The sequence below is a fragment of the Shewanella sp. Koi 1 genome, assembly GCF_052907445.1.
Genome location: NZ_JBREJM010000001.1, coordinates 695,754 through 719,540, shown reverse-complemented (window position 1 = coordinate 719,540; position 23,787 = coordinate 695,754). Strand labels below are relative to the sequence as shown.

Genomic DNA, 23,787 nt, shown 5'->3' with positions numbered 1-23,787 from the left:
ATTCCTCTCCTACTATTACGCCATGACTATTTTGATAATCTAAAACCACTGTATTGAATGGGCTTACTTAAGGTTAAGCTTGGCTGCGCTTGAGTCAGGCTCAACAAGGTTTGAGTTGTCTTTGCCTTACCACCGCAGCCACAACTTCCTTTAGCACCACAGCATCCGCCCTTGGCTAAATGTTTAAGGGATGCACGCCCCTGTGATGCAGCAGTTAGACGCAAGTTCAGATCCTGACTCTGGGCAAGCAGAGCCGCTATTGAGAGTTGATTATCCCCTCGACCCACACTAATCCCTGCATCGAGCAATTTACCTAACATACGCTCCCCAATATGTTGCACCACCACAATGCTGGTGTTTTGGGCGCGAATGGCATCTAACAAGGCCTTTTTATCTTGGCAATGACCACCAAGGGCGGGATTAGGGATAGAGAGTAAAAGCTGATGATTCTCATCGTAAAAGCTCACTTGCTGCGCCTTAGTAAAATGGCTGGCAAGCCGTCCACGACTAATAGGAAGGGCGATAATCATATTGGGTCCTTTTCGTTTGAAACAGGTAACTTCAGTACCAACCCTTGAGTGACAGCTGTTGCCACTTTTTTACGGGCACTAGCGAGTAAATAACCAAAAGTTTGCCGTGAGATCCCCATTTGCGCGGCAGCCTCAAGCTGACTCAAACGCTGGACATCACCAAGCTCTAAGGCTTCAAACTCATCAGCAGCTAAAAGGATCTGGGGTAAGTTAGCCGCAGGTATGCCATTGGGTTTAAATAAGCTACAGGGCACACAGCTCGATAATTGGCGGCACTTTTTGGGTCTTGGCATCTGTGATTGCACCTCAGGGGCAAATGTCGGTGCACAGAAAATAATATTCTGTTCACCTCAAATAGTTTCTGGCATACGCCAAAAACTATTATTGTCATTTAGAGCATCTAAACCGAGGGAGTCATCACAGTTTTGTTTATAGAAATGATAAGTTTTAGTTCGATAGATGAAAGCGTTTATAAATCAGTAGCGTAACTCACCTCTACCGAATAACCTTCATCCTGCTTGATAAAATCGACAAAGTTTTTGATGGCGGGCAAGGCATCTTCCCTATGGTGGGAGACATACAACAATTGGCTAAGATGGTGCTCGGCAATCATATCCAAAGCCCGCATCACTAAGGTGCGATTGATAAAGTCGAGCCCTTGATATGGCTCATCCAAAATCAATAATAACGGCTGTTTAATCAAGGCCCTGCCTATGAGCAATAGCCGCTGTTGACCGTAATCCAGTTTTTTAAAGCCCGTGCTAGCAAACTCACTCATGTGCAAAATAGCCAACCATTCCTTGGCCAGATCCAATTGGGGTTTAGTGGGCTTGTGATACAAGCCGATGGAATCATAAAAGCCAGACAGCAAGACATCGAGCGCCGAACAACTGACGCGATACTGTAAATGCAATGCCGACGACACTATGCCAATCCGTTGTTTAATCTGCCAAATACTCTCGCCGCTGCCACGCGGTCGGCCAAAGAGGGTAATGTCATTGCTGTAACACTGGGGATGGTCGCCCAAAATCAGTCCGAGCAGAGTACTCTTGCCACAACCATTGGGCCCTCGTACTTGCCAATGCTGGCCAGCACTAATCCGCCAATTCACCCCTTTAAAAATCAAGCCGCTCACATATTCGACCTTGCCGTTTTTAATGTCGACTATCGGGTCAAACGCCTCGGCATTGTGGCGTTGACGCGCCATCAATGCCAAGAGTTCGGCGCTGCGGCTGGCCGAAAGCGCATTAAGCTGCGCCATCACAGGATGTGTATGCCACTGCTCAATCGACATGGGCGCGCTTAGTTGATGCACATGCTGACCCGATTTGAGCATATCGCTATTAAACAGCGCCACATGGCTAATACAGGGCGGTAATTCTTCTTGGCGTGAGGTAATGATTAGCAGCTGCGTATGTTCGGCAACCTCCACCAGTAACTGCGACAGGCTAAGCTGATGCTCGATATCCAGCCCTGCATAAGGGTCATCTAAAATCAGCAAGTTGGGCTCCGTTGCCAGCGCCCGCGCTAACATCACCCGCCGGGTTTCACCGGTCGATAACTGCCGAAATCCACGATGCTTTAAATGGGTTAATTCGACTTTCTGTAAAATGGCCGCCAAGTGTTCATCGTTTAGGCAGCATTCCTGCACCAATGACTCGACCGTCGAGCCGTAATCGAGTTCGTCCTTTTCTAATTCCCGCTCCAGCAGCGCCTGTTGCAAACCGAGAGACACCCAGCCAATTCGCGCGGGCAACCCCGTAATTTGCCCCGCATCGGGCTCAATATCCCCCGCTAATATTCGCCCAAGCAGTGAACCGCTATAACTGTCGGTCGCAAAAATCGCCCAATGCTGCGCAGGCATTAGCTGCCAATCTTCAACCACTAACAGTTCATTACCGCGGCCGTAGCGTAATCCCTTAACGGCTATCGCCTGAGAGTCTGTGGTGTGATGCTGCATTGAGTACGTCCTTTGGGGTGATTTTTATCCAAGTCTAACAAGCTGTTATCGTTTTTGTCCCTTCGACTTTATGCAAAGGGCAGATACAAACAGGGATCAAGGGCGTAATTTGATATACAACTCGCCCTCGCGAATTTGAATATCTTCGACGCCGTCGGCAAAGGCATTCCAAAAGCCTCTGTCGCCGAACTCACTGACAAGATTGACATTCTTCATATTGCCTAGCCAAGCGTTAGGAATAGGCACGCCCATCAAGCTAACGCCCACCAAAGACACACTCGGGCGGCGATTAGCATCGAGATGGATATCGAGTCCGGCGTTGACCCGTAAAATCTCCCCCGCCATCACAGGAAAATCCCGAGGGATCGGCACTAGGATTTTGGCACTGGCTAAATTATCTGAAAAATCAATGGCAATACGCTGCGCAAAGTCGGGATTACGGCCAATGATGGCATTGACTTCGCGCTCGCTAAAACTCACTAGCCTATCTTCAGGCCGCTCGCGGTAGGGCTCGGGTTGTAAATCGTCACTCGAGGACGACTGAGCCGAATCCTTGGTATGAGTTGAGGCCTTGCGCTCTGGCTGCCAACCTAACTGACTCAGTTTATCCTCAAGCTTTGCCTCTTCTTTGGTTGATAAACTCACAGGCGTCAACGGCTTAGGGAAGATATAACTGCGAACCACAAAAAAGGTAATCCCCACGGTGAGCACTATGGTCACCAGTATCATCAACAAGACTTGAACACCGGTAAAACCCTGTTGCCGCAGCCCCATATTAAAGGGCTTACGTGAGCGGCGCTGCGGCCTTGCTAAATGGAGGCGAGATGTTGAGAGCATATTCGTTTCGCTGCAAAGAGATTTCCCCCGATACTACTTGGCTAAGCGGCATAAGGAAACGTCTAAGGCCAACAAGCGAGGTCTTAAGCGAAAACTCAATTCAAGTTAAGTGAGGATAGAAAGAGAAAAGTCCACCCATGCACAGGGCACGGATGGACTTATGATAGTTGAACTCACGGGTGATAAAACCCTGAGTCTATGTCGCTTAGATATCGAAGCGATCGGCGTTCATCACCTTATTCCAGGCTTTGATAAAGTCCTGCACGAATCTGTCTTGTCCATCTTGGGCGCCGTACACTTCAGACACGGCGCGCAATTCAGAGTGCGAACCGAAGACTAAATCGACGGGAGTCGCGGTCCATTTCAGTTTACCACTCTTACGATCTTGCCCTTCGTAGATACCTTCTTGCTTCTCTGACTTGCTCCACTTGGTCGACATATCGAGCAAGTTAACGAAGAAGTCATTGCTTAAGGTGCCAGGTTTATCGGTAAACACCCCATGTTTCACGCCAGCGCTGTTGGCATCTAAGGCACGCAGACCACCAACCAGCACGGTCATTTCCGGCACAGTCAGATTAAGCATGTTCGCACGTTCAATCAGCATCTCGGCGGGAGAATGGCTGCTGTCCTTGGAGTAGTAGTTACGGAAACCATCGGCAGTTGGCTCAAGAACCGCGAAGGATGACACATCGGTTTGTGCCTGAGTCGCATCCATACGTCCTGGAGTGAATGGCACAGAGACAGTCACACCCGCCTCTTTCGCAGCCTTCTCAACCGCCACGCTACCACCAAGCACAATCACATCGGCCAGCGAAACCTTCTTGCCACCTTTCAGTGAACCGTTGAAGTCTTTTTGGACTTTTTCCAATTTAGCCAGCACCTTAGCTAACTCTTTAGGATTGTTCGCCTGCCAATTCATCATGGGCTCTAAACGAATACGCGCGCCGTTTGCACCACCACGCATATCGGTACCCCGGAAACTGCTGGCCGAAGCCCATGCCGTTCTCACCAATTCGGGAACCGTTAAGCCAGAAGCCAAGATTTTGTTACCTAAGGCTTTGATATCGGCGTTATCGATTACAGGGTGATCTAGGGCAGGTATTGGATCCTGCCAAATCAACATTTCCGCTGGTACATCGGCGCCTAAGTATCTTGCCTTGGGTCCCATATCGCGGTGAGTTAACTTAAACCATGCCTTAGCGAAGGCCAGCTCAAACTCCTGTGGATTTTTAAGGAAACGGGTCGTGATCTCGCGGTAAATAGGATCTTCCTTCAGCGCGATATCACTGGTAAACATCATAGGCGCATGGCGCTTATCCGCTATATGCGCATCGGGGATCAGATTAGCCGCCTTACCGTCGGCAGGAATCCACTGAATATGGCCTGCTGGACTCTTGGTTTGTACCCAATCAAAGGTATACAGCCAAGTTAAGTATTCCATGGTCCATTTGGTTGGGTTAGATGACCAAGCCCCTTCTAAACCACTGGTAACAGTGTCTTCCGAGTGGCCTTTGCCGCATTTGTTTTTCCAGCCTAAACCTTGTGCCTCAACACCAGAGGCGGCGGGATCGGCACCGACACATTTAGAGGGGTCATGCGCGCCATGCGCCTTGCCAAAGGTGTGGCCACCCGCGATCAACGCAACGGTTTCTTCATCATTCATCGCCATACGGCCAAAGGTGTCACGAATTTCCTTCGCCGAGGCTAATGGATCTGGCACACCATTAGGGCCTTCTGGGTTAACGTAAATTAAGCCCATTTGGGTCGCGCCCATCGGCTTAGCCAATTCGCCTTTTTCGTTACGGCGCTTGCTATCGAGCCAGGCTTTTTCTGAACCCCAGTTCACCTGTTCCGCTTCCCAGTCGTCGACACGACCACCAGCGAAACCAAAGGTTTTAAAGCCCATAGACTCCAGCGCCACGTTACCCGTGAGCACCATTAAGTCGCCCCACGAAATCTTGCTGCCGTATTTTTGTTTGATAGGCCACAGCAGACGACGCGCCTTATCTAAGTTCACGTTATCTGGCCAGCTGTTTAATGGCTCGAAACGTTGCTGACCACCGGCGGCACCACCACGACCATCAAAAATCCGATAAACACCCGCGCTGTGCCACGCCATACGAATAAAGAAAGGACCATAATGACCGTAGTCCGCTGGCCACCAATCCTGAGACTCAGTCATCAGGGCTTTGATGTCTTTTTTAACGGCGTCGAGATCTAAGGATTTAAAAGCTTCGGCGTAGTGGTAGTCGCTACCATAAGGATTTGATTCAACTGCATTTTGACGTAGTGGGCTTAAATTTAGCTGTTCAGGCCACCAAAATTGATTGCCCGTGACTTGCTCTTGTGCGATAGCAGCCCCACCAAATGCCAACGACATCGCTAAGGTCAGCGCTGACAAGGTAGGAATAGTAGTTTTCTTCATGATGATTACCTATTTCTTCTAGTAAGGACATATCTGCCTGCACAGATGTGTGTCGTTTGTTTGCTGCTCAACCCCATGTCTCGTTGTGTAATTCTCGGGTAATGCATGAAACCGTCACCACAATCGATGCCAGAAAGTGTAGTGATGCGAGCTAACTATATGAAATGATTAAAATCGATGATTGGAATCGCCAAAATAGATTAACGATTGTTAATTTATGAAAGGATTATCAAAATTCCGACTTACGGCAATCCATGCGGTATCGGAGTAAACAGCGATTAAGCCGTTACTTCACGGCCGTACCACCACTTAGGCGTAACTGTGATAAAATGGCCGCCGTTTTCTGTTAACTTCGACAAGGTATTGCAATGAATCCCATTATTGCCATCTTAAAAGAACACAATGTCACTGATGCAAAAATTAACGAGCTTTTTCAAGCATTAACCGATAATCCTCTCATGGCGATGGGCATTATTGGTCAGCTTGGGATCCCACCCGAAAAACTGCAGCAACTGATGGCGTTGGTAATGCAAAATCCGGCGTTAATCAAAGAAGCCGTACTCGAGTTAGGTCTTGATTTCGCTAAGGTTGAAGCCGCCAAGGCACAGCTACAAAAGTAATGCTGCTCCAGCCCATGGCTTAAAAAGGTAAAGCGACGTTCGCTTTACCTTTATCTCCTGTTCCACGCTGTTACATAAAGATATAAAAACCTTATCCCCCCTCGCGAATAATATTTGCTAGAGTGTTGTGACATCAGTGACAACAAGGAAGCAAGATGCGCCCACATACTCCCCTATTAGCACTACTATTGCCCGTATTGTTGTTGGGTTGCCAAGAGCAGACTCAGGCGCAAAATCCATCCAATGTGGACAAAACCGCCGCACAAAGCTCTGCCCAAACGGACACCGCACAAACAAGCGCAGCTCAAACTGACACGCCCCAAAAAGAGACGAGCGAGGGAAAAACGGTCACTGTGGATAAGCGCGACACTCCGCAGCTTCACACGTCGACTGATAAAGGTTTTATCAAGCCAAGTATTTCACCCCAAGGAGAAGGCGTAATGCTGCAAGGCACTGTGAGGTATATGAATTTAGAAGGTGGATTCTGGGGCATTATCGCCGACAACGGCCAAAAAATATTGCCTAAAAATCTGCCGCAGGATTACCGCAAAGACGGGCTGCGCTTGAGTTTCACCGCGCAGGAAATCACTGGCATGATGACCATTCAGCAGTGGGGCACACTCTCGAGTTTAAGTGACATCACGGTTATCGGCCAAGTCGAGAGTCAATCGGCGGATCCGCAACTCTAACAAGCCTTGGCCTGAGTGTAAGCCGCAGCTACAGGCAAAAACTCAGGCCACACTTATTGAACATTGAACATCGAACATCGAACATCGAACATCGAACATCGAGCGAATAACATCCCCTCGTTCTGGCAATATCCTAAGTACGCGCACATCAGTTGATGGTTCGACACCCGATGACTCAAGGATACATGCCACAGGGGGCAAACATTAAGACTGCCCCGACACTTTTGCCTGCTCAGCCTGCCACTCTTCAATCACTTCTTTTGCCGCCCTAAAAGCCTCAATGCCCGATGGCATGCCGCAATACATGGTTGAATGTAAAAGCACTTCTTGGATTTCTTCCACAGTGCAACCATTACGCAACGCGCCGCGCACATGGCCTTTTAATTCGGTCGATGCCTTTAACGCGGCAAGCGTCGCTATGGTCACAAGACTGCGAGTTTGCCGAGAAAGCCCCTCACGCACCCAAACCTCGCCCCAGCAGTTCGCCGTCACCAACTCCTGTAATGGACGCGTAAAATCCGTGGCACTGCTCAAGGCCTTATCGACAAAACTATCGCCCATCACGGCGCGGCGCACTTCCAGCCCCTTCTCGTATTGTTCATCATTCATTTATTCAATCCCTGTGTTATCCAATCTCAGTTAGCCTACTCTAGGGAAGATAGCTTGCTCGCGCCATACTCCTTAGGTGGATGCTAGGGCGCAAAAATAACAATGGGTTTATCCCGATTGGATAAACCCATTCACGACGAACTGTTTTCAAACGATGATCTTAAAAGCTCATCTGCCAATCTGAAGCCTTAGGGATAAATACGCTTCCAATCGGCTTTCATATCGACCATGGGCCAGCCTTTGGCCGTTGCCTCATCTAAGCCTTTGTTTAACTGACCGATATGGGAGTCGCGATCATATTTCCACTCACGCTTATCATCGGTATGGTGAATGTACATAGGTAAGCGTAGGCCGTCACCCGCCGCGGTCCATTGCAACATGGCCAAGTCGCCATCCGAATTACCAAAAGCGGCTATGGGTCTGCGGCCTATACGTTCATATATTTCCTGCACTTTCATTTCTTTATCGTCGTTCACTAGGAAATTGGGCATGCGTTTTAATGTCGGCTTACCGTCAACTAAGCTGAACTCGGTCTCAAAGGTACTGCCCACCACTTGCTCTGGGGGAATATGGTAAACGCCTTCCACCCAAGCCCGCATAAAACCCGTGCCGCCGCCGGAGACGATAAAGGTCTTAAAGCCATTAGCACGTAGGTAATCCAGCAGCTCTAACATAGGCTGGAACACCATTTCGGTGTACTTTTTCCCTGTGGTGGGGTGCTTAGCCGTGGCAATCCAATCCTTCACTATGGCATCGAACTCATCGGTGCTCATGCCGGAATGGGTCGCATAAATCACTTTCACTAAGTCTTCGGTATGCAGCTTGCTCACATCGCCCTTAAGCACGCTGGCGAAGGGTTCCTCGGTTTTCCATTCGGGATGGCTTGGAGCCAGGGTTTTGAGGCGGTCGAGGGCAAACAACACCTGAAAGTACATGGGCTGTTCTGACCATAGGGTGCCGTCGTTGTCGAAGGTCGCGATCCGCTCGGCTTCTGGCACAAAATATTGGGAGTTCTTATCCGTCACTTGCTGCACAAACTGTGTAATGGCCGCCTTGGCCTTACCATCGTTCCAAGATGCCAAAGGGTCACTCTGGGCCGCGTAAGCTTGCCCCACCAGCAACATACTAACGAGTAACAACATCCAATTGCGGTATAGTCGTATGATTCTCACAGGGTATCTCCTTATTACTATCTGTAATGTCCCTCTATGACTCAGAGGCTTTGGGTTCGGATAACACTTTTCCAGCGGCTACTTTTTCGGTTAGTAAGGGTTGCGTCTCTAATGCGACCAGCGCCTTAGGTAAAGCCAACCCCATTCGGACTCGCTTAATGCGCTTCCAGAGGTAGATAAAATCCGCCCGATGAGTCGAATGGGTTTGTAACCTCAGGGCAGCAGCTTGCCAATCGGGCTCAGTGGATGCCGCTGTCATCGACAGTAATTGTTTGCGCCGACGCAAGCGTCGGTACAAGAGTGCTCGACAGGTTTGCCACTCACCGCGGCGCAGGGCGCGGTAAAACACTAACCACACAGGAATAGGATGGGTTTGGTAATACACTTTCCCCCAGCGTATCAATAACCCCAATATCGCCGCGCTTAACAGCAGGGTGAACAGTGTCCATGCGTGGTACTTCAACCAAGAACTCAGGGTATGCTTGACCTTAACAGTCTTCCCTTCCAACACTATCTGCTCTAACTGGCCGCTTTGGGTGTTCCACCACCAGAGTCGATACTCGGGCCAGCTCACATCGCCACCATGTTGCAGCACATAGGTTTGGCTATCGATTCGGCTCGACACATAACCTTCACGGCTTTGTTTATCCACCAGCTCGGGCGAAGTGGGATACAGCTTCCAATCGGAAGAAGCTTGCGCTGGCATAAGATTGGGCAGCAACACAGATAGGGAATCATTGGCCTCAATATGAATGGTGCGCACTAGGCTATCCCCCACCTTGAGCACCTCAGCCTCATTTGGGCTCCACTCCTGCTGCACTTTGACGTCCGATGCCGCAAACCAAGCCTTTGTGCTGGCAAGCTCGGCACTGGGCAGAGCCACCCGAAATCCCATCGCAGGGGTTGTGAGCGTGACAGCTTGTTTGTCGCCATTGACGCCAGCCACCTGAGTGATGACTGTAGCTTCTGGCACGCTAAAGTCACCACTGGTTTGTGGATAGAGGGCAATTTCCCAGCGCTGCCGCGACCAAGTCTGGCCGTCTTCCTGCTCGGTATAGTTAACGGCAAAGGTATTGCGTTGCTTCACTAACACATTGGGGATTTCAATGCCCTTTATCTGAGTGCCCGAGGTAAACCAGCGGTTGGTCGACACCTCAATCTGCAACAATATCTGCTCCGTCGGCGCCCATAGCTTTTCAGTTCCATCGGGACTTCCATCCGGTTTTTCACCCAACCACGCCTTCACTTTGACCGCGGTGGCGGGCTCGGTTGGTAGGGCATCGCCCGCCTGCGCATGGGTTGCGAGCAACAAACCATTCAGTATCAAAGTGATGAACATCAAAGCGATGACTCTTATGGCCATCAATCTCGCACCGCCGATGACTGGCTTTATCGGCACTCGCACTCTGCTGCCAGATAGCGTTTTGTCGAAGCTCAGTGCACTGTTTGCATTACTCATGGCTGCAACCCTCCCTTGGCGTTATCAGTGCTCTGTGCGCCCTTAGGTTGCAGATTTTGCAGCTGAAACTTCGCCCGCAAAAATTGTTCGGGATTAGCCTCGACTCGCTTAAGCCAGACTTCGGCCAATTTAGGATCGCCTAACATCTGCTCCGCTGTCAGGTTTTGCGACTGCATTTTATCCTGTGAGGTTTGTTCATCGGCGCCTTCGGCGGTCTGCGGCTGATCGTCCGGCAATTCGATAGAGGTTTCCTGATCGCCCATACTGTTGGCTTGGGAGGCGCTCGCTTGATTGATTTCATCAATAAGCCCTTGGATAACCTTAAGATTATGCTCGATATCGGCTTTGAGCTCGGGAGCTATATCCTGTTTTTTCGCCAGCGTCCTCAATAGCTTACGCGCCGCGATATATTCCCGCTGCCGCGCTAATGCGCTGGCGGCGTAATAGGCACCAAGATCGGTTTGTACCTGCATAAAGGCCGAATGGGCGAGCTTATACTCGCCGCCATAGTAGTAGGCGATGCCCTTGTTGAGCACCGAATGGTAAGCCGCAGCCGCCTTGGCAAATTCGCCCTTATTAAACCAGAGTGCGCCTTGTTGATCCGGCGTTAGCCACAGATCCAACCACCATTGCCAACTCCGCTCGGCAAAGCTGACTTGTGTCACTTGGGTCTCGGTGGCCGCCTTAGAAACGGTGATTTCGGCATAGGCCTGTTGCGGCGCAATACTCGGTAGCGTTAACGCTAACACTAGGCTCCACTTCACCAACCAGCCCCGGCGGAACCACAGCAAACTGAGCAAGGCTAAGGGCCAGAGCAACCAATAGCCCTCATCTAACCAAGGCATGCTGGAATCATTATTGAGCATGCTAAAGCGCTCAATTTTGCGCTCAAGCGCCTCAATATCCGCATCATCGATTGTCATGCGATACAGACTGCCGCCCGTGCTATCGGCCAAGTTGGCAAGGGAGTCAACATCCACTGGCACCTGCGATTGAACATCGGGATCGCCAATCACTAAGATCAACAATTGATAGGGAGGATGTTCAAACTGCTCGGTAAAATACCGCTCAAAGGCATCGATAGTGAGTTGGTCAACGCCGTCGGTAAGCAGTAAGACACTGTTGCCCGCATTGGCGGGTAATTGCTCAGCGAGCTGACTCAGTGCAGTTTGCGCCGCCTTGCCCGATAACGGCATCACCTCAGGGCTGATCGCCTCAAGGTAAGGCTGCAGCACCTTAGCATCGCTGGTGACGGGCATAGCCACATGGGCGCTGCCCGCAAACACCATCAACCCCGTCTTACCGCCGCTTCGCGCCGCGATTAAATCTAAGATCTTATGTTTAGCGCGGCTGAGTCTATCCGGCGCCACGTCCTGCTGTTTCATGCTCTCGCTGCTGTCGAGCAACACCATCAGCGCAGCATCGTCCTCGCCGAAGGGCGACGCTTCACGCTCCCAGGTCGGTCCCGCACAGATAATCACTGCCAATAACAGCAATAACATTAAGATTTTCAACGGTAATTGACTGCGCCAACCGCCTTGATTCAGCGTGAGCGCATTGCGTAAATGGTTGGGGAAAAACACCAGACGTTGCTGCACATCATCCCGGCGCCAACGCAGCATCAGCACAATGGCGAGTGGAATGAGGGTCAATAACCAGAGTGGCCGTATAAAATGAAACTGCGCCAACATTTGCAGTTCTAAATGCCAATCACTCATTGGCCACCTCGGTGCGGCTGAACATTTGCCGCAGCGTCATCCAACTGAAAATCAACAAGTGTAAGGCGAGTACAATGGCAATCAGATAGTAATGCAGGGTAATTTTCGGGCGGAAACTGGCGCTGCTGTATTGCTGCGGTTCCAGCTTATCGATCAGCTGATACGCCTTATCCAATTCCGCTTGGTCGATAGCGATAAAGGCGCGCGCCTGAGTGAGCTGCGACACCCTTTGGACCACCTCCATATCCATTGGCTGCTCGCCCACATGGGTGGGATCGCCCATGGCGATAATGTAAATCTTGATGCCTCTGGCAGCCGCAATCTTGGCGGCATCCACGGGTTCGACAAAGCTACCAGTATCGTTACCATCGGTCAGCACTATCATCACCTGCTGCTCCGATGGCTGCGGATTTTGCTCGAACACTTTAATGCCAAGACCAATCGCATCGCCAAGATGGGTGCTCTGCCCCGCCATCCCCGTTTGCGCCTCCTCTAGCAAGCTTAACCACACCTGCTGATCGGCGGTAAATGGCGTTTGGATAAAGGCGGCATCCCCAAACAAGATCAGTCCAAACCGATCGCCACTGCGTTTGGCGATAAATGTTTTCAAGACGTTTTTCGCTGCGTTTAAGCGGGTTAAGGTACTGCCATCGGCGGTGGTAAAATCCGCCTCATCCATGGAGCCAGACAAGTCCACCAACATCAGGACGTCACGCCCGAAGGCTTCGCGGGTTTGCACTTCACCTAAGATGCTAGGTTTAGCCAATGCGGTGACAATCAACAGCCAAGAGAGGATCAGCATGCCCCGCTGCCAATGTTTCGGGCTGAGCAGGCCAGCGGCAACTTTGGGAGTTTCGTTCAATGCCCGAAGGATTTCGGTAAAGAACGGCACTTTGATCGCGTCTTCGCGGCTGCGGTACGCGGGCACAAACCAGTACACCAGCACGGGCAGCGGCAACAGGATAAACGCCCAAGGATAAGCAAACTCAAGCTGATCCATGGCGAGCCTCCGGCAATTGATGCCCGCTTAACCACTGGCTTAGCCCTTGGCGCACAGCGCTAAAGTCGGGGCGAGCGGCATTAGGATCTTCAAGGCATTTTAGCCACTGCTGAAACGATTCCTCGTTCGCGAGGTGAGCCTTCGTATGGTAACGCCCCATCTGCTCGAGCAAGGGAGCACCGTAGAGAGAGGCGTTTTTCGGCTCTAAGTAGACCATCACGATTTTAATAATCTTCATCATCTGCGTCGGCCAATGCGGGTCCTCCGCCGACAGACTCAACAAGGCCGTTATCGCCTCCTGGCGGTAACGGTTTCGCCACCAGAAAATCCCCTTAAGATACAGGCGATAACCCAGATACAGCAGCAATGCCAGCAGCAATATTTGCCAGCCCAGAGTCTGTGGCCACCAGCTCACAGGATCGGGCTGAGCCACGTCTCTTAACTCCCTCAGCATGTAGCTGCTAGGAGGAGACTGAGTTGCGCCAAATAGTAAAGCGGCCGTCATTGGATATCACTCAGGGTACGAGCCAGTTGCAGCAGATGATCGCCTTGTGTGCCGATTTCAATAAAGGGCATACGCTGCATTGCCATCAGATTTTTGAGTTGGGTTTGTTTCTCAAGATATTGTTTTTGCAGCGCCTTATTCACCTCAGCCGTTTGCAGCCCCTTCTGTAATGCCAACTGATATTGGCCATCACCGACCACCCAAGTGCTGCTAACACTATCCTCGGGCACATGGGTTTCCATCGGATCTGAGATAAAAATACACAGCACATCATTATGCTGCTGCAGGTACTTTAACTGTTTGAGGGATTGGTTATCGGCATCGGCAAAGTCGCTGACAATCACTAGCGTTGCGGCTTTGAGGCTGCGCTGACTTAAGATTTGCATCCACTGGGCGAAACTTACCCGTTTGCTATCTCGGCTCGCCGCGCTCAAGGAATGATTGGCTTGGATAAGCCTATCTAATCCCATTAAAAAATGCGCCGTACCACGCTTTGCCGAGCACCAATGCAGCTGCTGAGTCGCGGATATCAACAGCCCAACCCTGTCATTATTGGCCAGCGCCAGCCAGCCCATTAAGGCGGCAATCTCGGCGGCCACGACGGATTTCATATGGCTCACCGAACCAAAATACATGGAGCTACGTTGGTCAACGCAGAGGATCACTTGGCGATCTTTCTCTTCGGTGTAACTGCGCACATGGGGCTTACCCGTGCGCTGGGTGACCTTCCAATCCATTTGACGAATATCATCACCCAGTTGGTAGTGGCGAAGCTCCTCAAAGTTCAGCCCACGCCCCCGTTGATGCGATTGATAACGGCCAGACAGGTGCGCCCGAGAGTAACGCAGGCTAAGCATTTTGATTTGCGTCGTCTGTCCCTGCAATCGCACCAGTTGCGGCAAACTGGCATAGATACGGGGGTCCTGTTGCTTAGCGGCAGCGGACATGGACGACTGAGTTCGAGCGGATGCGGCCAGAGATGCGAGCGCCATAGCCGTTATCCAATACTGACCACATCGAGCAGTTCATGCACCAGATCGCGCTGATTGACTCCATCCGCTAATGCCTCGTAGGAGAGGCTCAACCTATGGCCCAACACTAAAATCGTCACCTCACGCACATCGTCCACCAGCACATGATCGCGGCCATTTAGCCAAGCCAATGCGCGGGCACATTTGTCCAGCGCAATGGATGCCCGTGGGCTGGCACCAATCATCAGCCAGCTGGCTAACTTGGACTGGGGATATTGCTCGGGCTGGCGCGTCGCCATCACTAAATCGATAATATAGTTCTCCACCATATCCGATAGCGTCACGGCCGCAATTTGCTGCCGCGCCTTGAGAATACTGGCGGGATCTATGGTGATGGTTTGCGGTTTTTCGGCACTAAACACGCCGTTTTCCTCACTGCGGACGAGGCGCACTATGTCACGCTCGGCTTCTTTTGTGGGGTATTCCACCGAAGCTTTGATCAGAAAACGATCCATCTGCGCTTCGGGCAGCGGATAGGTGCCTTCCTGCTCGATAGGGTTTTGTGTCGCCAGCACCATAAAGAGTTCGGGCAGCACATGGGTTTGCCCCGCCACGGTAATGGTGCCTTCGGCCATGGCCTCTAACAGCGCCGCCTGCACCTTGGCCGGGGCACGGTTAATTTCATCGGCCAGCACGATTTGGTTAAACACAGGCCCCGGTTGAAACCTGAGTGTCGATTTACCCTCAGCCTCGTGAAGCACCTCAGTGCCCGTCACATCAGAGGGCAAGAGATCCGGCGTAAACTGGATCCGGCCAAAAGAAATCGCCAAGGCATTTGCCAAGGCTTTAACCGAGCGGGTTTTTGCCGTTCCGGGCAAACCTTCGAGCAGCACATGGCCGCTACACAGTAAGCCCAAAATCAGACTGCGGATCACTGTGCGTTGCCCTACGACTTGAGATTCAACCTGTTCAATTAAGGCGAGAATATCCCCGTGGGCACGCGTTTGTGTGTTAGCCATTGGTTCCATGTGGTTGTCCTAGCAATACGGCCAATCCCGTCAGAATTGGCAACGAATAATCGAAAAATGCTTTAATCCCTGGACACAGATAATTAAGCCCTTCTTCCCCATCTGGGGTTTTCAGCAGGCGATTTTTAGGGCATTCGCCCCAACAGAGTTTGAGATAAGGGCAGTCTTTACAGTATTGGGGTAACGAGTCGCGCTTCGCCATACCAAAGGTTAATTGCCGGGTTGAGAACGCCATTTCATTTAAAGGACGCTCGCGCACATTGGCAATCTTATATTCGGGGTAAACATAATGGTCACAGCTAAAGACATCGCCATTATGCTCAATGGCTAAGCCCTTACCGCAAAACTCAGCGGTAATACAAAGCTGCGCCGGTTTGCCCATCACTTGGGCGACCGCCGTCTCAAACAGGTTAACCAGTACTCGGCCAAGATCGTTGTTGATCCACTCTTCAAAGGTAACGATAAGGAACTTGCCCCAGTCATCGGCATCGACTGACCAATCCGTCACCACCGACATAGGATGCCCAGGCTTTGCCAGCTCGCTGCCAACCGTGGGGACCATGCTGCTGTTCCAAAACTGTGGCGCCGTGGTTTTAAAATCGCTAGGTTCGACCACAGGATTGAACTGGATATAGGTCGCGCCCAACTCTTTGGTGACAAAGCGATAAACTTCGAGCGGGTACTTTACGTTGTGGCGGTTAACCGTCACTAAGGCGTTAAAACGCACCTTGTATTGTTTGAGCTTTTCGACCGCGGCCATCACTAAATGAAAGGTTGGCTTGCCACTGCGGGTCACACGATATTTGTTATGGAGTTCTTCGGGACCGTCGATGGATAAACCCACGAGGAAATTATGTTCGGCAAGAAACTGGCACCACTCATCGTTTAATAGAATGCCGTTGGTTTGCAGATCGTTTTCAATGTTAACGCCCACGGGCTGATATTTTTTCTGTAGCTGAACTACCTTGCGATAGTAGTCCACGCCTAACAGGGTCGGCTCGCCACCCTGCCATGAGAATACGATTTCGTCGCCATCTTGGCTTTCGATATAACCTTTAACAAAGGCTTCGAGGGTCGCATCATCCATCTCTGGTTGCTTAGGTTGATGCAATAAGCCTTCTTTGTGCAGATAAAAACAATATTGGCAATCGATGTTACATTTCGCCCCACCGGGTTTTGCCATCACGTGGAAACGACGTTGGTAATCGGGATGCTCTCCAAGTGCTTTTGCAGCTGATTTTAACGGTACAACATCGAGTATCGTTGATGCTCGCATTGAAGTTTTCGCCATGCAGACTTCCTTGTATTGGCTGACGTTCACATGAACGTCAGCCAATTTCTATTTAAAAAACAGCTTGTTTATCTAGGAACAAACGTACCAGCTTCCATCCGCGGTGGGAACTCTTTAAAGCTTTCCATGACTTCACCGACCTTAGCCATGGCAGGGCCTAACAAGAATGCACGTTCGTACATCCAAGTGTTGTAGCCCATACCTTTGTCACCCTTCTCGAATGGATCGACACTGAGGTCGAAAATCAAAGGTACACGCAGCTTAGTGAATGGATATTGCCAAACCGCAAAGCCCGTTTCATGTTCTTGGATCATGAAGTGGAACTTAAATTGGTTGTAACGCAATGCCAATAAGTCACCGTCGTCACTCCAGTAGACGAACTCTTTACGAGCCGACTCTTGGGTCTTATCGGTGAAGTAAGGCAGTTGGTTGTAACCATCGAGGTGCACTTTGTAGGTTTGTTTACCGACCTTTTTACCCTTGAGTAATTCTTTCTCAACTCCTTCACCGCCTGCTGCGGCGACTAAGGTTGGGAAAAAGTCTTCCAAAGAGACCATACCGTTTTTAGTGGTTCCAGGCTTAATGTGTCCAGGCCATTTGATCATGCCAGGCACACGGAATGCACCTTCCCAGCCGGTGTTTTTCTCACTGCGGAAGGGCGTCATACCCGCATCAGGCCACATGTCGACCATTGGACCGTTATCCGAGGTGTAGATGATGATAGTGTTATCATCAATACCCAGATCTTTGATCTTCTTCAGTAACTTACCCACCTCATCGTCGTGCTGCTTCATACCATCGGCATAGAATCCGGCACCGGTTTTACCGGCATAGGAGTCAGGCACGTGGGTATAGTTGTGCATACGCGTGGTGTTAAACCAAGTGAAGAAGGGTTTGTCCGCCTTAACTTGCTTCTCGATAAAGGTTTCAGCCGCATCGAGGAACTCACCATCGACGGTTTCCATACGCTTACGGGTCAATGGACCTGTATCTTCGATTTTGCCATCGGCATAGGAATGGATGACGCCACGTGGGCCAAACTTCTTACGGAAGGCAGGATCTTTAGGATAATCGACGTTTTCAGGCTCTTCTTCGGCATTGAGGTGGTACAAGTTACCAAAGAATTCGTCGAAACCATGGTTAGTCGGTAAATGCTCGTCGCGGTCGCCTAAGTGGTTTTTACCAAATTGACCCGTTGCATAACCTAAATTTTTTAACATAGTGGCAATCGTGGGATCTTTTTCGCTAATCCCTTCGGGGGCGCCTGGCATACCGACTTTAGATAGACCTGTACGCTTAGGCATCTGGCCAGTAATAAAGGCACTACGACCCGCGGTAGAACTCTGCTGAGCATAAAAGTTAGTAAACTTGGTTCCTTCTGCGGCAATACTGTCAATATTGGGCGTGCTATATGCCAACATTCCATTGTTGTAGGTACTTAAGTTCCAGTAACCCACATCATCACCAAAAATTACCAGAATATTTGGTTTATCTGCAGCATAGGCTGTCACTGACGCGGCGCCCAAGGCAAGTGTGCAGGCATTTAGCACAAACTTATTTGAGCGCGGTTTTTTTCCTGTACTCATAAAGACTCCATTTTTACGGTGGGGGGTTATCTCATCTCTCACAAAAAATAAACATCCCACTCAGGCTAGACCCAATTTGTACAAGAAACAATCACCAAAATGCTTTAAGATACATAAATCAAATTTATGAATTAAAGATTATGGGTTGAAATTTATGGATTTAAATTTAGTGCGCACCTTTTTAGTCGTGGCCGAATGCCAGTCCTACACTAAAGCCGCTGAACATTTACAATTAACGCAACCCGCAATCAGCGCCGCAATTAAACGCTTAGAAAATCGCTATGGCGAAAACCTTTTTATCAAGCAAGGACGAGGAATCGAACTCTCCAGTAAAGGGCAACAACTGATACCCGCATTTCGCCAAGCCCTCAGCATCATCGAAAATGCGATGAACATGCGTACCCAATTTAATGTTTGCTGCAACGAGTCGCTGATAAGCGCACTATTTCCAATTGAAAACATTAGCTTGCAAGAATCGCCACCAGAGAAAAACCATCTGTTTGAACACCTTCGCCACGAGAAAACCGACATCATAGTCGACAGTTTTCTGACCCGAGATAGTGCCTTTATGGTGGAGGAAATTTACTTAGAACCCTTGGTTGTTATTTGCCGTCGTGACCATCCACGAATTCAGCACAGCATTACTAAAGAGGCTTTTTATAACGAAGAACATGCACTTTATAGTGGTACTTGGGATAAAATTCGCGCCTTCGAACTCTTTGCCAATGAACCGATTGAAGAACGCAAAATTGCATTAATTTGTCACTCCATCGCCAGCATTGCGCTCAATATTGCTCAGAGTGATTCTATCGCCGTTATCGCGCGCACATTTGCCGAGCAATGGGCCGATAAATTAAATCTGCAAATATTAACCTGCCCCTTTAAGACCGACTTTATTCCCTATCATTTGGTCTATCACAAACGGGAAATTAAAAATCCCTACCACAAAAAAATCAGAGAAGAAATAAAAGCCAAGATAAAGGCCTTGGATAGGCATTAGTCGCTAATCCGAACTTCAACAATGGGTATCAATGTAACCATTGCACCCGTAACTCTTCCCAGAATACCGCCGCAATATCACCGTCACGGGTGAATCTATCACGCTACCGTTTACCTAAATTCAATCTCAAGTTTAACTTTTTGCTGTTACTTAGGTACTATGGGTTTGTTTATTATCAAGTTATGAATGGATTCTGCTGATAACGCCCCCGCACAATAGCCTCAGTTTCCACCTAGTCTCGGTCTTGATTGGGATGCGATTAACAAGATACGAACCATTTTTAACAACGCGACATTACACTCGCCGATACACAGTAAATTGGTAGAAATAAGGATGCTTTCTATGAACAAAGGACTGATTCTCACAGCCATACTCCTTGGCTGTTCTTCTCACTTGGCCCTCGCACAGACATGCGATGTCGAGATCAAAGGCGAAGTTCCGGCTCACATCAGCCTAGATAAACTGTTTGTCTCAGTCTATCAGCGGAATATTCCCGTAACTGCACATCAATTTAGTGTCTGTGCTACCAAGAAAGATCTCAATGTCACAGGCCAACATAACCCCAATAATAAGGTTTATCTGGTCGATAAGAGTACGGATACACCACTTTACCTTTATAGCAGCCTAGTGTTTGTGCAAACCAAGCAAATAGAGTTAGACAGCATTTCAACACTAGCTAACTATGCCTGCGATAGTCGCTGCGGTTACTACTCGCACCAAAGGATCCAAGATGATGCAGAGCTAATATCACTCGCTCAGCAATACAGCCAAATTGATGCTAAAGCCAAAGCCGAACGCTCCGCTTTCACCCTTAAACATCAAGCAGCGCTCGGCCAGCTGTATACCAAGGTGGCAGATATAAAAGCGCTCGATGCAAACCGCATGACCGAAATCAACAATCCAGATCTCTGGGTCGACCCTTATAGCGGCGCGGGATTATTCTTTGATAGTAAAGCCAACTTACAATCCACAGCCTTTATGGAAGGGATTGGTGACAAGATCCGCAACATCATGAATCAAAACCCCGATCTCAACCCACTAGTCACACCCCACAAGAAAGATTTAAGCGTAATTGGTGAAGGCGGCTTAAGCTGGGAGCAAAAAGGTGAGGCTATCAACGCGCTGGCCGCACAGTTTAAAACCTACAATCAGCCGAAACTCGACGAAATCAGCAAAATCCTTAAAGACAGCTACCGAAATGCATCCCCTCGCTTCCAAGATTATTTGTCAAACAAGGATAAAACTCCCTTTGCAGCGCTTAACCAAGCCGACACCACGTTTGAACTCGTGCTCGCCAACTGGACACTAGCCGCCTACAGTCATAGCCAAGATAAACAAAAGTTCTCCGCCCTTTTTACCGAGCGCTTTAAACAAGAACAGTTGCCAATACAAGATAAGGAACTGGATAGCGCCCTCTCTCGCCTTATCACACTCCCCAATCACTTAGGTCAGCAGAAATTGGCCGATGGTTATAAAAATATCCAAATTGAGTTTAAGGACAGACTCAGTCCTTCCAACGAGCGCTATGACTTTAAAGATGATCTACAGAGCCTAAGCTTTATTTATGAACAAGGCGCATGGCGACTAGACAACCTAAGCCAAGTACCAATGAATCACTATGAGCTATAGAAGCGAGTGTTAGTCATCATCTAGGGCGGGTGAACTTAAATCGTGCAGTTTTGTTTATCAGTGGATATAAGCCTAAATTTATATCCACTTCAAATGCGAACACCTAAGACCGGCGTAACTCTTCACTCAATGGTTACCCCAAAACTGGTATTGTTGCACCAGTGACCTTCTAAAACATGGATGTTTTAGTAGAGCCTACAGGGATGTATCTACGGCGAGTCACTGGTGTAACAGTGCGAGAGCCTGCGGCAAGCAATTAGGGAATCCAAATCCTTAAAGCGCTGCTGTAGTCCATTCGCAGCATCTATCTCTGCCGAGATAACATCAACACTCTGACGCAGTCAGCGCCAAAAACAAAACCCCGATACTGTTGCCAGTATCGGGGTTTTCATTTTCTTTTATAACTATTTGGGTGTTAAGCGATTAAGCTAAAGACCGCAGATGTTTTTGCGCAGGAAAAATCGTTTTGAGCAAGGCTTTTTGTTGCGACGTGTAGTGTTTTTCTACACGAGTAACAAAGTAACGCAGCTATAAACGATTTTAACCAGCTAGGATCACATCATGCCGCCCATTCCGCCCATACCACCCATACCGCCCATATCTGGCGCATCAGCCTTTGGCAGTTCAGCTACCATAGCTTCGGTGGTGATCATCAAGCCTGCGATAGACGCTGCGAATTGCAGTGCGCTACGGGTCACTTTAGTTGGGTCAAGGATACCCATTTCTAACATGTCACCGTAGGTGTCGTTGCCCGCGTTGTAACCGTAGTTACCGCTGCCGTTCTTCACTGTGTTAGCCACAACAGAGGCTTCTTCGCCTGCGTTGGTCGCGATTTGACGCAGTGGCGCTTCCATTGCACGCAGTGCGATAACCACACCGTGTTTTTGGTCTTCGTTTGCCACTTCAACGTCAGCAATCTTAGAAGCTACACGTACCAGAGCAACACCGCCGCCAGGTACCACGCCTTCTTCAACCGCAGCACGGGTTGCGTGCAGCGCGTCTTCTACGCGAGCTTTTTTCTCTTTCATTTCAACTTCGGTCGCTGCACCGACTTTGATTACCGCAACACCGCCAGCTAATTTAGCCATACGCTCTTGCAGTTTTTCTTTGTCGTAGTCTGAGGTTGATTCTTCGATTTGTTGCTTGATTTGGCTTACGCGCGCTTCGATTTGCGCTTGTTCGCCGTTACCATCGATGATGGTGGTGTTGTCTTTAGTGATCACAACACGCTTAGCAGTACCTAAATCTTCTAAGGTTGCTTTTTCAAGCTCTAAGCCGATTTCTTCAGCAATTACAGTACCGCCAGTTAAAATCGCCACGTCTTGCAGCATTGCCTTACGACGGTCACCAAAGCCAGGGGCTTTAACCGCAGCCACTTTTACGATACCGCGCATGTTGTTCACAACTAGCGTTGCTAAGGCTTCGCCTTCAACATCTTCAGCAACGATCAATAATGGCTTACCTGTTTTTGCCAGACCTTCAAGGATTGGCAACAGTTCGCGAATGTTAGAGATTTTCTTATCTACTAACAGTACGAATGGGTGATCTAATTCAACGCTGCCAGTTTCTGGCTTGTTAATGAAGTATGGAGACAGGTAGCCACGGTCGAACTGCATACCTTCTACTACGTCCAGTTCGTTTTCCAGTGCTTGACCTTCTTCAACGGTGATCACGCCTTCTTTACCGACTTTTTCCATTGCAGTCGCAATGATTTGGCCGATTGACTCGTCAGAGTTAGCAGAGATAGTACCTACTTGAGCGATAGCTTTTGAGTCGGCGCAATCTTGAGAAAGGTTTTTCAGCTCGATAACGGCTGCAGCAACGGCTTTATCGATACCGCGCTTTAAGTCCATTGGGTTCATGCCCGCTGCAACGGCTTTTAAGCCTTCAGTTACAATGGCTTGTGCCAGAACGGTTGCAGTTGTGGTACCGTCACCGGCGGCGTCGTTGGCTTTAGAAGCAACTTCTTTCACCATTTGCGCGCCCATGTTTTCGAACTTGTCTTCTAATTCGATTTCTTTTGCAACAGACACACCGTCTTTAGTGATCAGTGGTGAGCCAAAGCTCTTGTCTAATACCACGTTACGGCCTTTAGGGCCTAAGGTCACTTTCACTGCGTTAGCCAGAATGTTTACACCAGCCAGCATTTTTACGCGTGCGTCATTACCAAATACAACTTCTTTAGCTGCCATATTGAGTATCCTTTAAATTTTTGATGATTAATTGGAATGTCGAATTGATGTCGTGGATTAACCTACGATGGCCATCAGGTCAGCTTCTGACAGGATCAAGACTTCTTGACCGTCGATTTTTTCTTTCTTCACACCGTAACCTTCATTGAAGATCACTACATCACCTACTTTCACATCCAGTGGTCTTACAGTGCCATTTTCGAGAATACGGCCGTTGCCTACTGCCAGTACTTCTCCGCGAGTCGATTTTTCAGCGGCGCTACCAGTTAATACAATGCCACCCGCTGAAGTTGATTCAACTTCTAAACGCTTAACGATTACGCGGTCATGTAATGGACGAATATTCATCTATGAACTCTCCTAATGATTTAATGCCCAACAATCGAGGCGATTTTGTGATGAAAAAGAGGAAGCGTATTCGCCGTCCCCTTTGATGTTTGTGATATGGGGTTAGCCCCTGCCAGATCCAAGTGCCTTTACAAAAAAAAATTCATTTTTTTGATGTCAGTTTTTTCAAGCGAGCACAATCCTGCTAGAATTCCGCCTCCGCTCGCAAACAAGGCACC

21 protein-coding genes are annotated in these 23,787 nt (G+C 49.3%); 4 read left to right on the top strand and 17 right to left on the bottom strand.

Annotation, left to right across the window (positions count from 1 at the left end; translation table 11 throughout):
• Positions 1–26: 26 nt before the first annotated feature.
• The 5 genes from ACUZ8J_RS03270 to katG all read right to left on the bottom strand — a co-directional run bounded on the left by ACUZ8J_RS03270 (position 27) and on the right by katG (position 5,752).
• On the bottom strand, positions 27–530 hold the full coding sequence (locus ACUZ8J_RS03270; protein ID WP_446693051.1) for a NifB/NifX family molybdenum-iron cluster-binding protein: 504 nt from the start codon (positions 528–530) through the stop codon (positions 27–29).
• A complete protein-coding gene (locus tag ACUZ8J_RS03265; RefSeq protein WP_109286212.1) occupies positions 527–823 on the bottom strand; it encodes a DUF134 domain-containing protein in 297 nt (98 codons plus the stop codon). The genes ACUZ8J_RS03270 and ACUZ8J_RS03265 overlap by 4 nt, the downstream gene beginning before the upstream one ends.
• A gap of 176 nt (positions 824–999) precedes the next feature.
• The gene (locus tag ACUZ8J_RS03260; protein WP_446693050.1) at positions 1,000–2,490 is read right to left on the bottom strand and encodes an ATP-binding cassette domain-containing protein; all 1,491 of its coding nucleotides are present in this window, start codon (positions 2,488–2,490) and stop codon (positions 1,000–1,002) included.
• 96 nt (positions 2,491–2,586) lie between these two features.
• On the bottom strand, positions 2,587–3,327 hold the full coding sequence (locus tag ACUZ8J_RS03255) for an arginine N-succinyltransferase (RefSeq protein WP_446693049.1): 741 nt from the start codon (positions 3,325–3,327) through the stop codon (positions 2,587–2,589).
• Between the two features lie 205 nt (positions 3,328–3,532).
• Entirely contained in the window at positions 3,533–5,752 is a 2,220-nt protein-coding gene (katG, locus tag ACUZ8J_RS03250; protein WP_086904760.1) for a catalase/peroxidase HPI, read from the bottom strand.
• A gap of 368 nt (positions 5,753–6,120) precedes the next feature.
• Here katG and ACUZ8J_RS03245 point away from each other — a divergent pair, with 368 nt between their 5' ends.
• Both ACUZ8J_RS03245 and ACUZ8J_RS03240 read left to right on the top strand, forming a co-directional pair.
• Positions 6,121–6,372 carry a DUF2999 family protein gene (locus ACUZ8J_RS03245; RefSeq protein ID WP_007650566.1) on the top strand — a complete coding sequence of 84 codons (252 nt, stop codon included), beginning with the start codon at positions 6,121–6,123 and terminating at the stop codon, positions 6,370–6,372.
• 155 nt (positions 6,373–6,527) lie between these two features.
• Positions 6,528–7,061, top strand: a complete 534-nt coding sequence (locus ACUZ8J_RS03240; RefSeq protein ID WP_446693048.1) for a hypothetical protein — start codon at positions 6,528–6,530, stop codon at positions 7,059–7,061.
• Positions 7,062–7,265: 204 nt separating this feature from the next.
• Here ACUZ8J_RS03240 and ACUZ8J_RS03235 read toward each other — a convergent pair whose 3' ends face one another.
• From ACUZ8J_RS03235 to ACUZ8J_RS03190, 10 genes are all read right to left on the bottom strand, one after another.
• On the bottom strand, positions 7,266–7,670 hold the full coding sequence (locus ACUZ8J_RS03235) for a carboxymuconolactone decarboxylase family protein (protein WP_089066927.1): 405 nt from the start codon (positions 7,668–7,670) through the stop codon (positions 7,266–7,268).
• A 188-nt stretch (positions 7,671–7,858) separates the two neighbouring features.
• Positions 7,859–8,842, bottom strand: a complete 984-nt coding sequence (locus tag ACUZ8J_RS03230; RefSeq protein WP_279770250.1) for an HAD family hydrolase — start codon at positions 8,840–8,842, stop codon at positions 7,859–7,861.
• Positions 8,843–8,876: 34 nt separating this feature from the next.
• Positions 8,877–10,301: a BatD family protein gene (locus ACUZ8J_RS03225; protein WP_446693047.1), complete on the bottom strand. Its 1,425-nt coding sequence runs from the start codon at positions 10,299–10,301 to the stop codon at positions 8,877–8,879.
• Complete coding sequence (locus ACUZ8J_RS03220) at positions 10,298–12,019, bottom strand: VWA domain-containing protein (protein WP_446693046.1); 1,722 nt, start codon at positions 12,017–12,019, stop codon at positions 10,298–10,300. Before ACUZ8J_RS03220 ends, ACUZ8J_RS03225 begins: the two co-directional genes overlap by 4 nt.
• Complete coding sequence (locus ACUZ8J_RS03215; RefSeq protein WP_011624118.1) at positions 12,012–13,019, bottom strand: VWA domain-containing protein; 1,008 nt, start codon at positions 13,017–13,019, stop codon at positions 12,012–12,014. Before ACUZ8J_RS03215 ends, ACUZ8J_RS03220 begins: the two co-directional genes overlap by 8 nt.
• Positions 13,006–13,524 carry a DUF4381 domain-containing protein gene (locus ACUZ8J_RS03210; RefSeq protein ID WP_446693045.1) on the bottom strand — a complete coding sequence of 173 codons (519 nt, stop codon included), beginning with the start codon at positions 13,522–13,524 and terminating at the stop codon, positions 13,006–13,008. The genes ACUZ8J_RS03215 and ACUZ8J_RS03210 overlap by 14 nt, the downstream gene beginning before the upstream one ends.
• The gene (locus ACUZ8J_RS03205; RefSeq protein WP_446693044.1) at positions 13,521–14,516 is read right to left on the bottom strand and encodes a DUF58 domain-containing protein; all 996 of its coding nucleotides are present in this window, start codon (positions 14,514–14,516) and stop codon (positions 13,521–13,523) included. Before ACUZ8J_RS03205 ends, ACUZ8J_RS03210 begins: the two co-directional genes overlap by 4 nt.
• Before the next feature lie 5 nt (positions 14,517–14,521).
• Positions 14,522–15,523, bottom strand: coding sequence for an AAA family ATPase (locus ACUZ8J_RS03200; protein WP_446693043.1), 1,002 nt, complete (start codon positions 15,521–15,523; stop codon positions 14,522–14,524).
• Entirely contained in the window at positions 15,507–16,814 is a 1,308-nt protein-coding gene (locus ACUZ8J_RS03195) for an anaerobic sulfatase maturase (RefSeq protein WP_446693042.1), read from the bottom strand. Before ACUZ8J_RS03195 ends, ACUZ8J_RS03200 begins: the two co-directional genes overlap by 17 nt.
• Before the next feature lie 68 nt (positions 16,815–16,882).
• Positions 16,883–18,400, bottom strand: a complete 1,518-nt coding sequence (locus ACUZ8J_RS03190) for an arylsulfatase (protein ID WP_446693041.1) — start codon at positions 18,398–18,400, stop codon at positions 16,883–16,885.
• A gap of 154 nt (positions 18,401–18,554) precedes the next feature.
• Here ACUZ8J_RS03190 and ACUZ8J_RS03185 point away from each other — a divergent pair, with 154 nt between their 5' ends.
• Both ACUZ8J_RS03185 and ACUZ8J_RS03180 read left to right on the top strand, forming a co-directional pair.
• Positions 18,555–19,400, top strand: a complete 846-nt coding sequence (locus ACUZ8J_RS03185) for a LysR family transcriptional regulator (RefSeq protein WP_248967088.1) — start codon at positions 18,555–18,557, stop codon at positions 19,398–19,400.
• A gap of 342 nt (positions 19,401–19,742) precedes the next feature.
• Entirely contained in the window at positions 19,743–21,029 is a 1,287-nt protein-coding gene (locus tag ACUZ8J_RS03180; RefSeq protein ID WP_446693040.1) for a hypothetical protein, read from the top strand.
• Between the two features lie 554 nt (positions 21,030–21,583).
• On the opposite strand, the gene groL is transcribed toward ACUZ8J_RS03180, so the two are convergent.
• Both groL and ACUZ8J_RS03170 read right to left on the bottom strand, forming a co-directional pair.
• A complete protein-coding gene (gene groL, locus ACUZ8J_RS03175) occupies positions 21,584–23,221 on the bottom strand; it encodes a chaperonin GroEL (protein ID WP_011718348.1) in 1,638 nt (545 codons plus the stop codon).
• 57 nt (positions 23,222–23,278) lie between these two features.
• Positions 23,279–23,569, bottom strand: a complete 291-nt coding sequence (locus ACUZ8J_RS03170; protein WP_011071021.1) for a co-chaperone GroES — start codon at positions 23,567–23,569, stop codon at positions 23,279–23,281.
• Positions 23,570–23,787 lie beyond the last annotated feature (218 nt).

Bases quoted from the DNA above. Each gene is read 5' to 3' on its own strand.
- ACUZ8J_RS03270 (WP_446693051.1), bottom strand. From the start codon at position 530: ATGATTATCGCCCTTCCTATTAGTCGTGGACGGCTTGCCAGCCATTTT.
- ACUZ8J_RS03265 (WP_109286212.1), bottom strand. From the start codon at position 823: ATGCCAAGACCCAAAAAGTGCCGCCAATTATCGAGCTGTGTGCCCTGT.
- ACUZ8J_RS03260 (WP_446693050.1), bottom strand. From the start codon at position 2,490: ATGCAGCATCACACCACAGACTCTCAGGCGATAGCCGTTAAGGGATTA.
- ACUZ8J_RS03255 (WP_446693049.1), bottom strand. From the start codon at position 3,327: ATGCTCTCAACATCTCGCCTCCATTTAGCAAGGCCGCAGCGCCGCTCA.
- katG (WP_086904760.1), bottom strand. From the start codon at position 5,752: ATGAAGAAAACTACTATTCCTACCTTGTCAGCGCTGACCTTAGCGATG.
- ACUZ8J_RS03245 (WP_007650566.1), top strand. From the start codon at position 6,121: ATGAATCCCATTATTGCCATCTTAAAAGAACACAATGTCACTGATGCA.
- ACUZ8J_RS03240 (WP_446693048.1), top strand. From the start codon at position 6,528: ATGCGCCCACATACTCCCCTATTAGCACTACTATTGCCCGTATTGTTG.
- ACUZ8J_RS03235 (WP_089066927.1), bottom strand. From the start codon at position 7,670: ATGAATGATGAACAATACGAGAAGGGGCTGGAAGTGCGCCGCGCCGTG.
- ACUZ8J_RS03225 (WP_446693047.1), bottom strand. From the start codon at position 10,301: ATGAGTAATGCAAACAGTGCACTGAGCTTCGACAAAACGCTATCTGGC.
- ACUZ8J_RS03220 (WP_446693046.1), bottom strand. From the start codon at position 12,019: ATGAGTGATTGGCATTTAGAACTGCAAATGTTGGCGCAGTTTCATTTT.
- ACUZ8J_RS03215 (WP_011624118.1), bottom strand. From the start codon at position 13,019: ATGGATCAGCTTGAGTTTGCTTATCCTTGGGCGTTTATCCTGTTGCCG.
- ACUZ8J_RS03210 (WP_446693045.1), bottom strand. From the start codon at position 13,524: ATGACGGCCGCTTTACTATTTGGCGCAACTCAGTCTCCTCCTAGCAGC.
- ACUZ8J_RS03205 (WP_446693044.1), bottom strand. From the start codon at position 14,516: ATGGCGCTCGCATCTCTGGCCGCATCCGCTCGAACTCAGTCGTCCATG.
- ACUZ8J_RS03200 (WP_446693043.1), bottom strand. From the start codon at position 15,523: ATGGAACCAATGGCTAACACACAAACGCGTGCCCACGGGGATATTCTC.
- ACUZ8J_RS03195 (WP_446693042.1), bottom strand. From the start codon at position 16,814: ATGGCGAAAACTTCAATGCGAGCATCAACGATACTCGATGTTGTACCG.
- ACUZ8J_RS03190 (WP_446693041.1), bottom strand. From the start codon at position 18,400: ATGAGTACAGGAAAAAAACCGCGCTCAAATAAGTTTGTGCTAAATGCC.
- ACUZ8J_RS03185 (WP_248967088.1), top strand. From the start codon at position 18,555: ATGGATTTAAATTTAGTGCGCACCTTTTTAGTCGTGGCCGAATGCCAG.
- ACUZ8J_RS03180 (WP_446693040.1), top strand. From the start codon at position 19,743: ATGAACAAAGGACTGATTCTCACAGCCATACTCCTTGGCTGTTCTTCT.
- groL (WP_011718348.1), bottom strand. From the start codon at position 23,221: ATGGCAGCTAAAGAAGTTGTATTTGGTAATGACGCACGCGTAAAAATG.
- ACUZ8J_RS03170 (WP_011071021.1), bottom strand. From the start codon at position 23,569: ATGAATATTCGTCCATTACATGACCGCGTAATCGTTAAGCGTTTAGAA.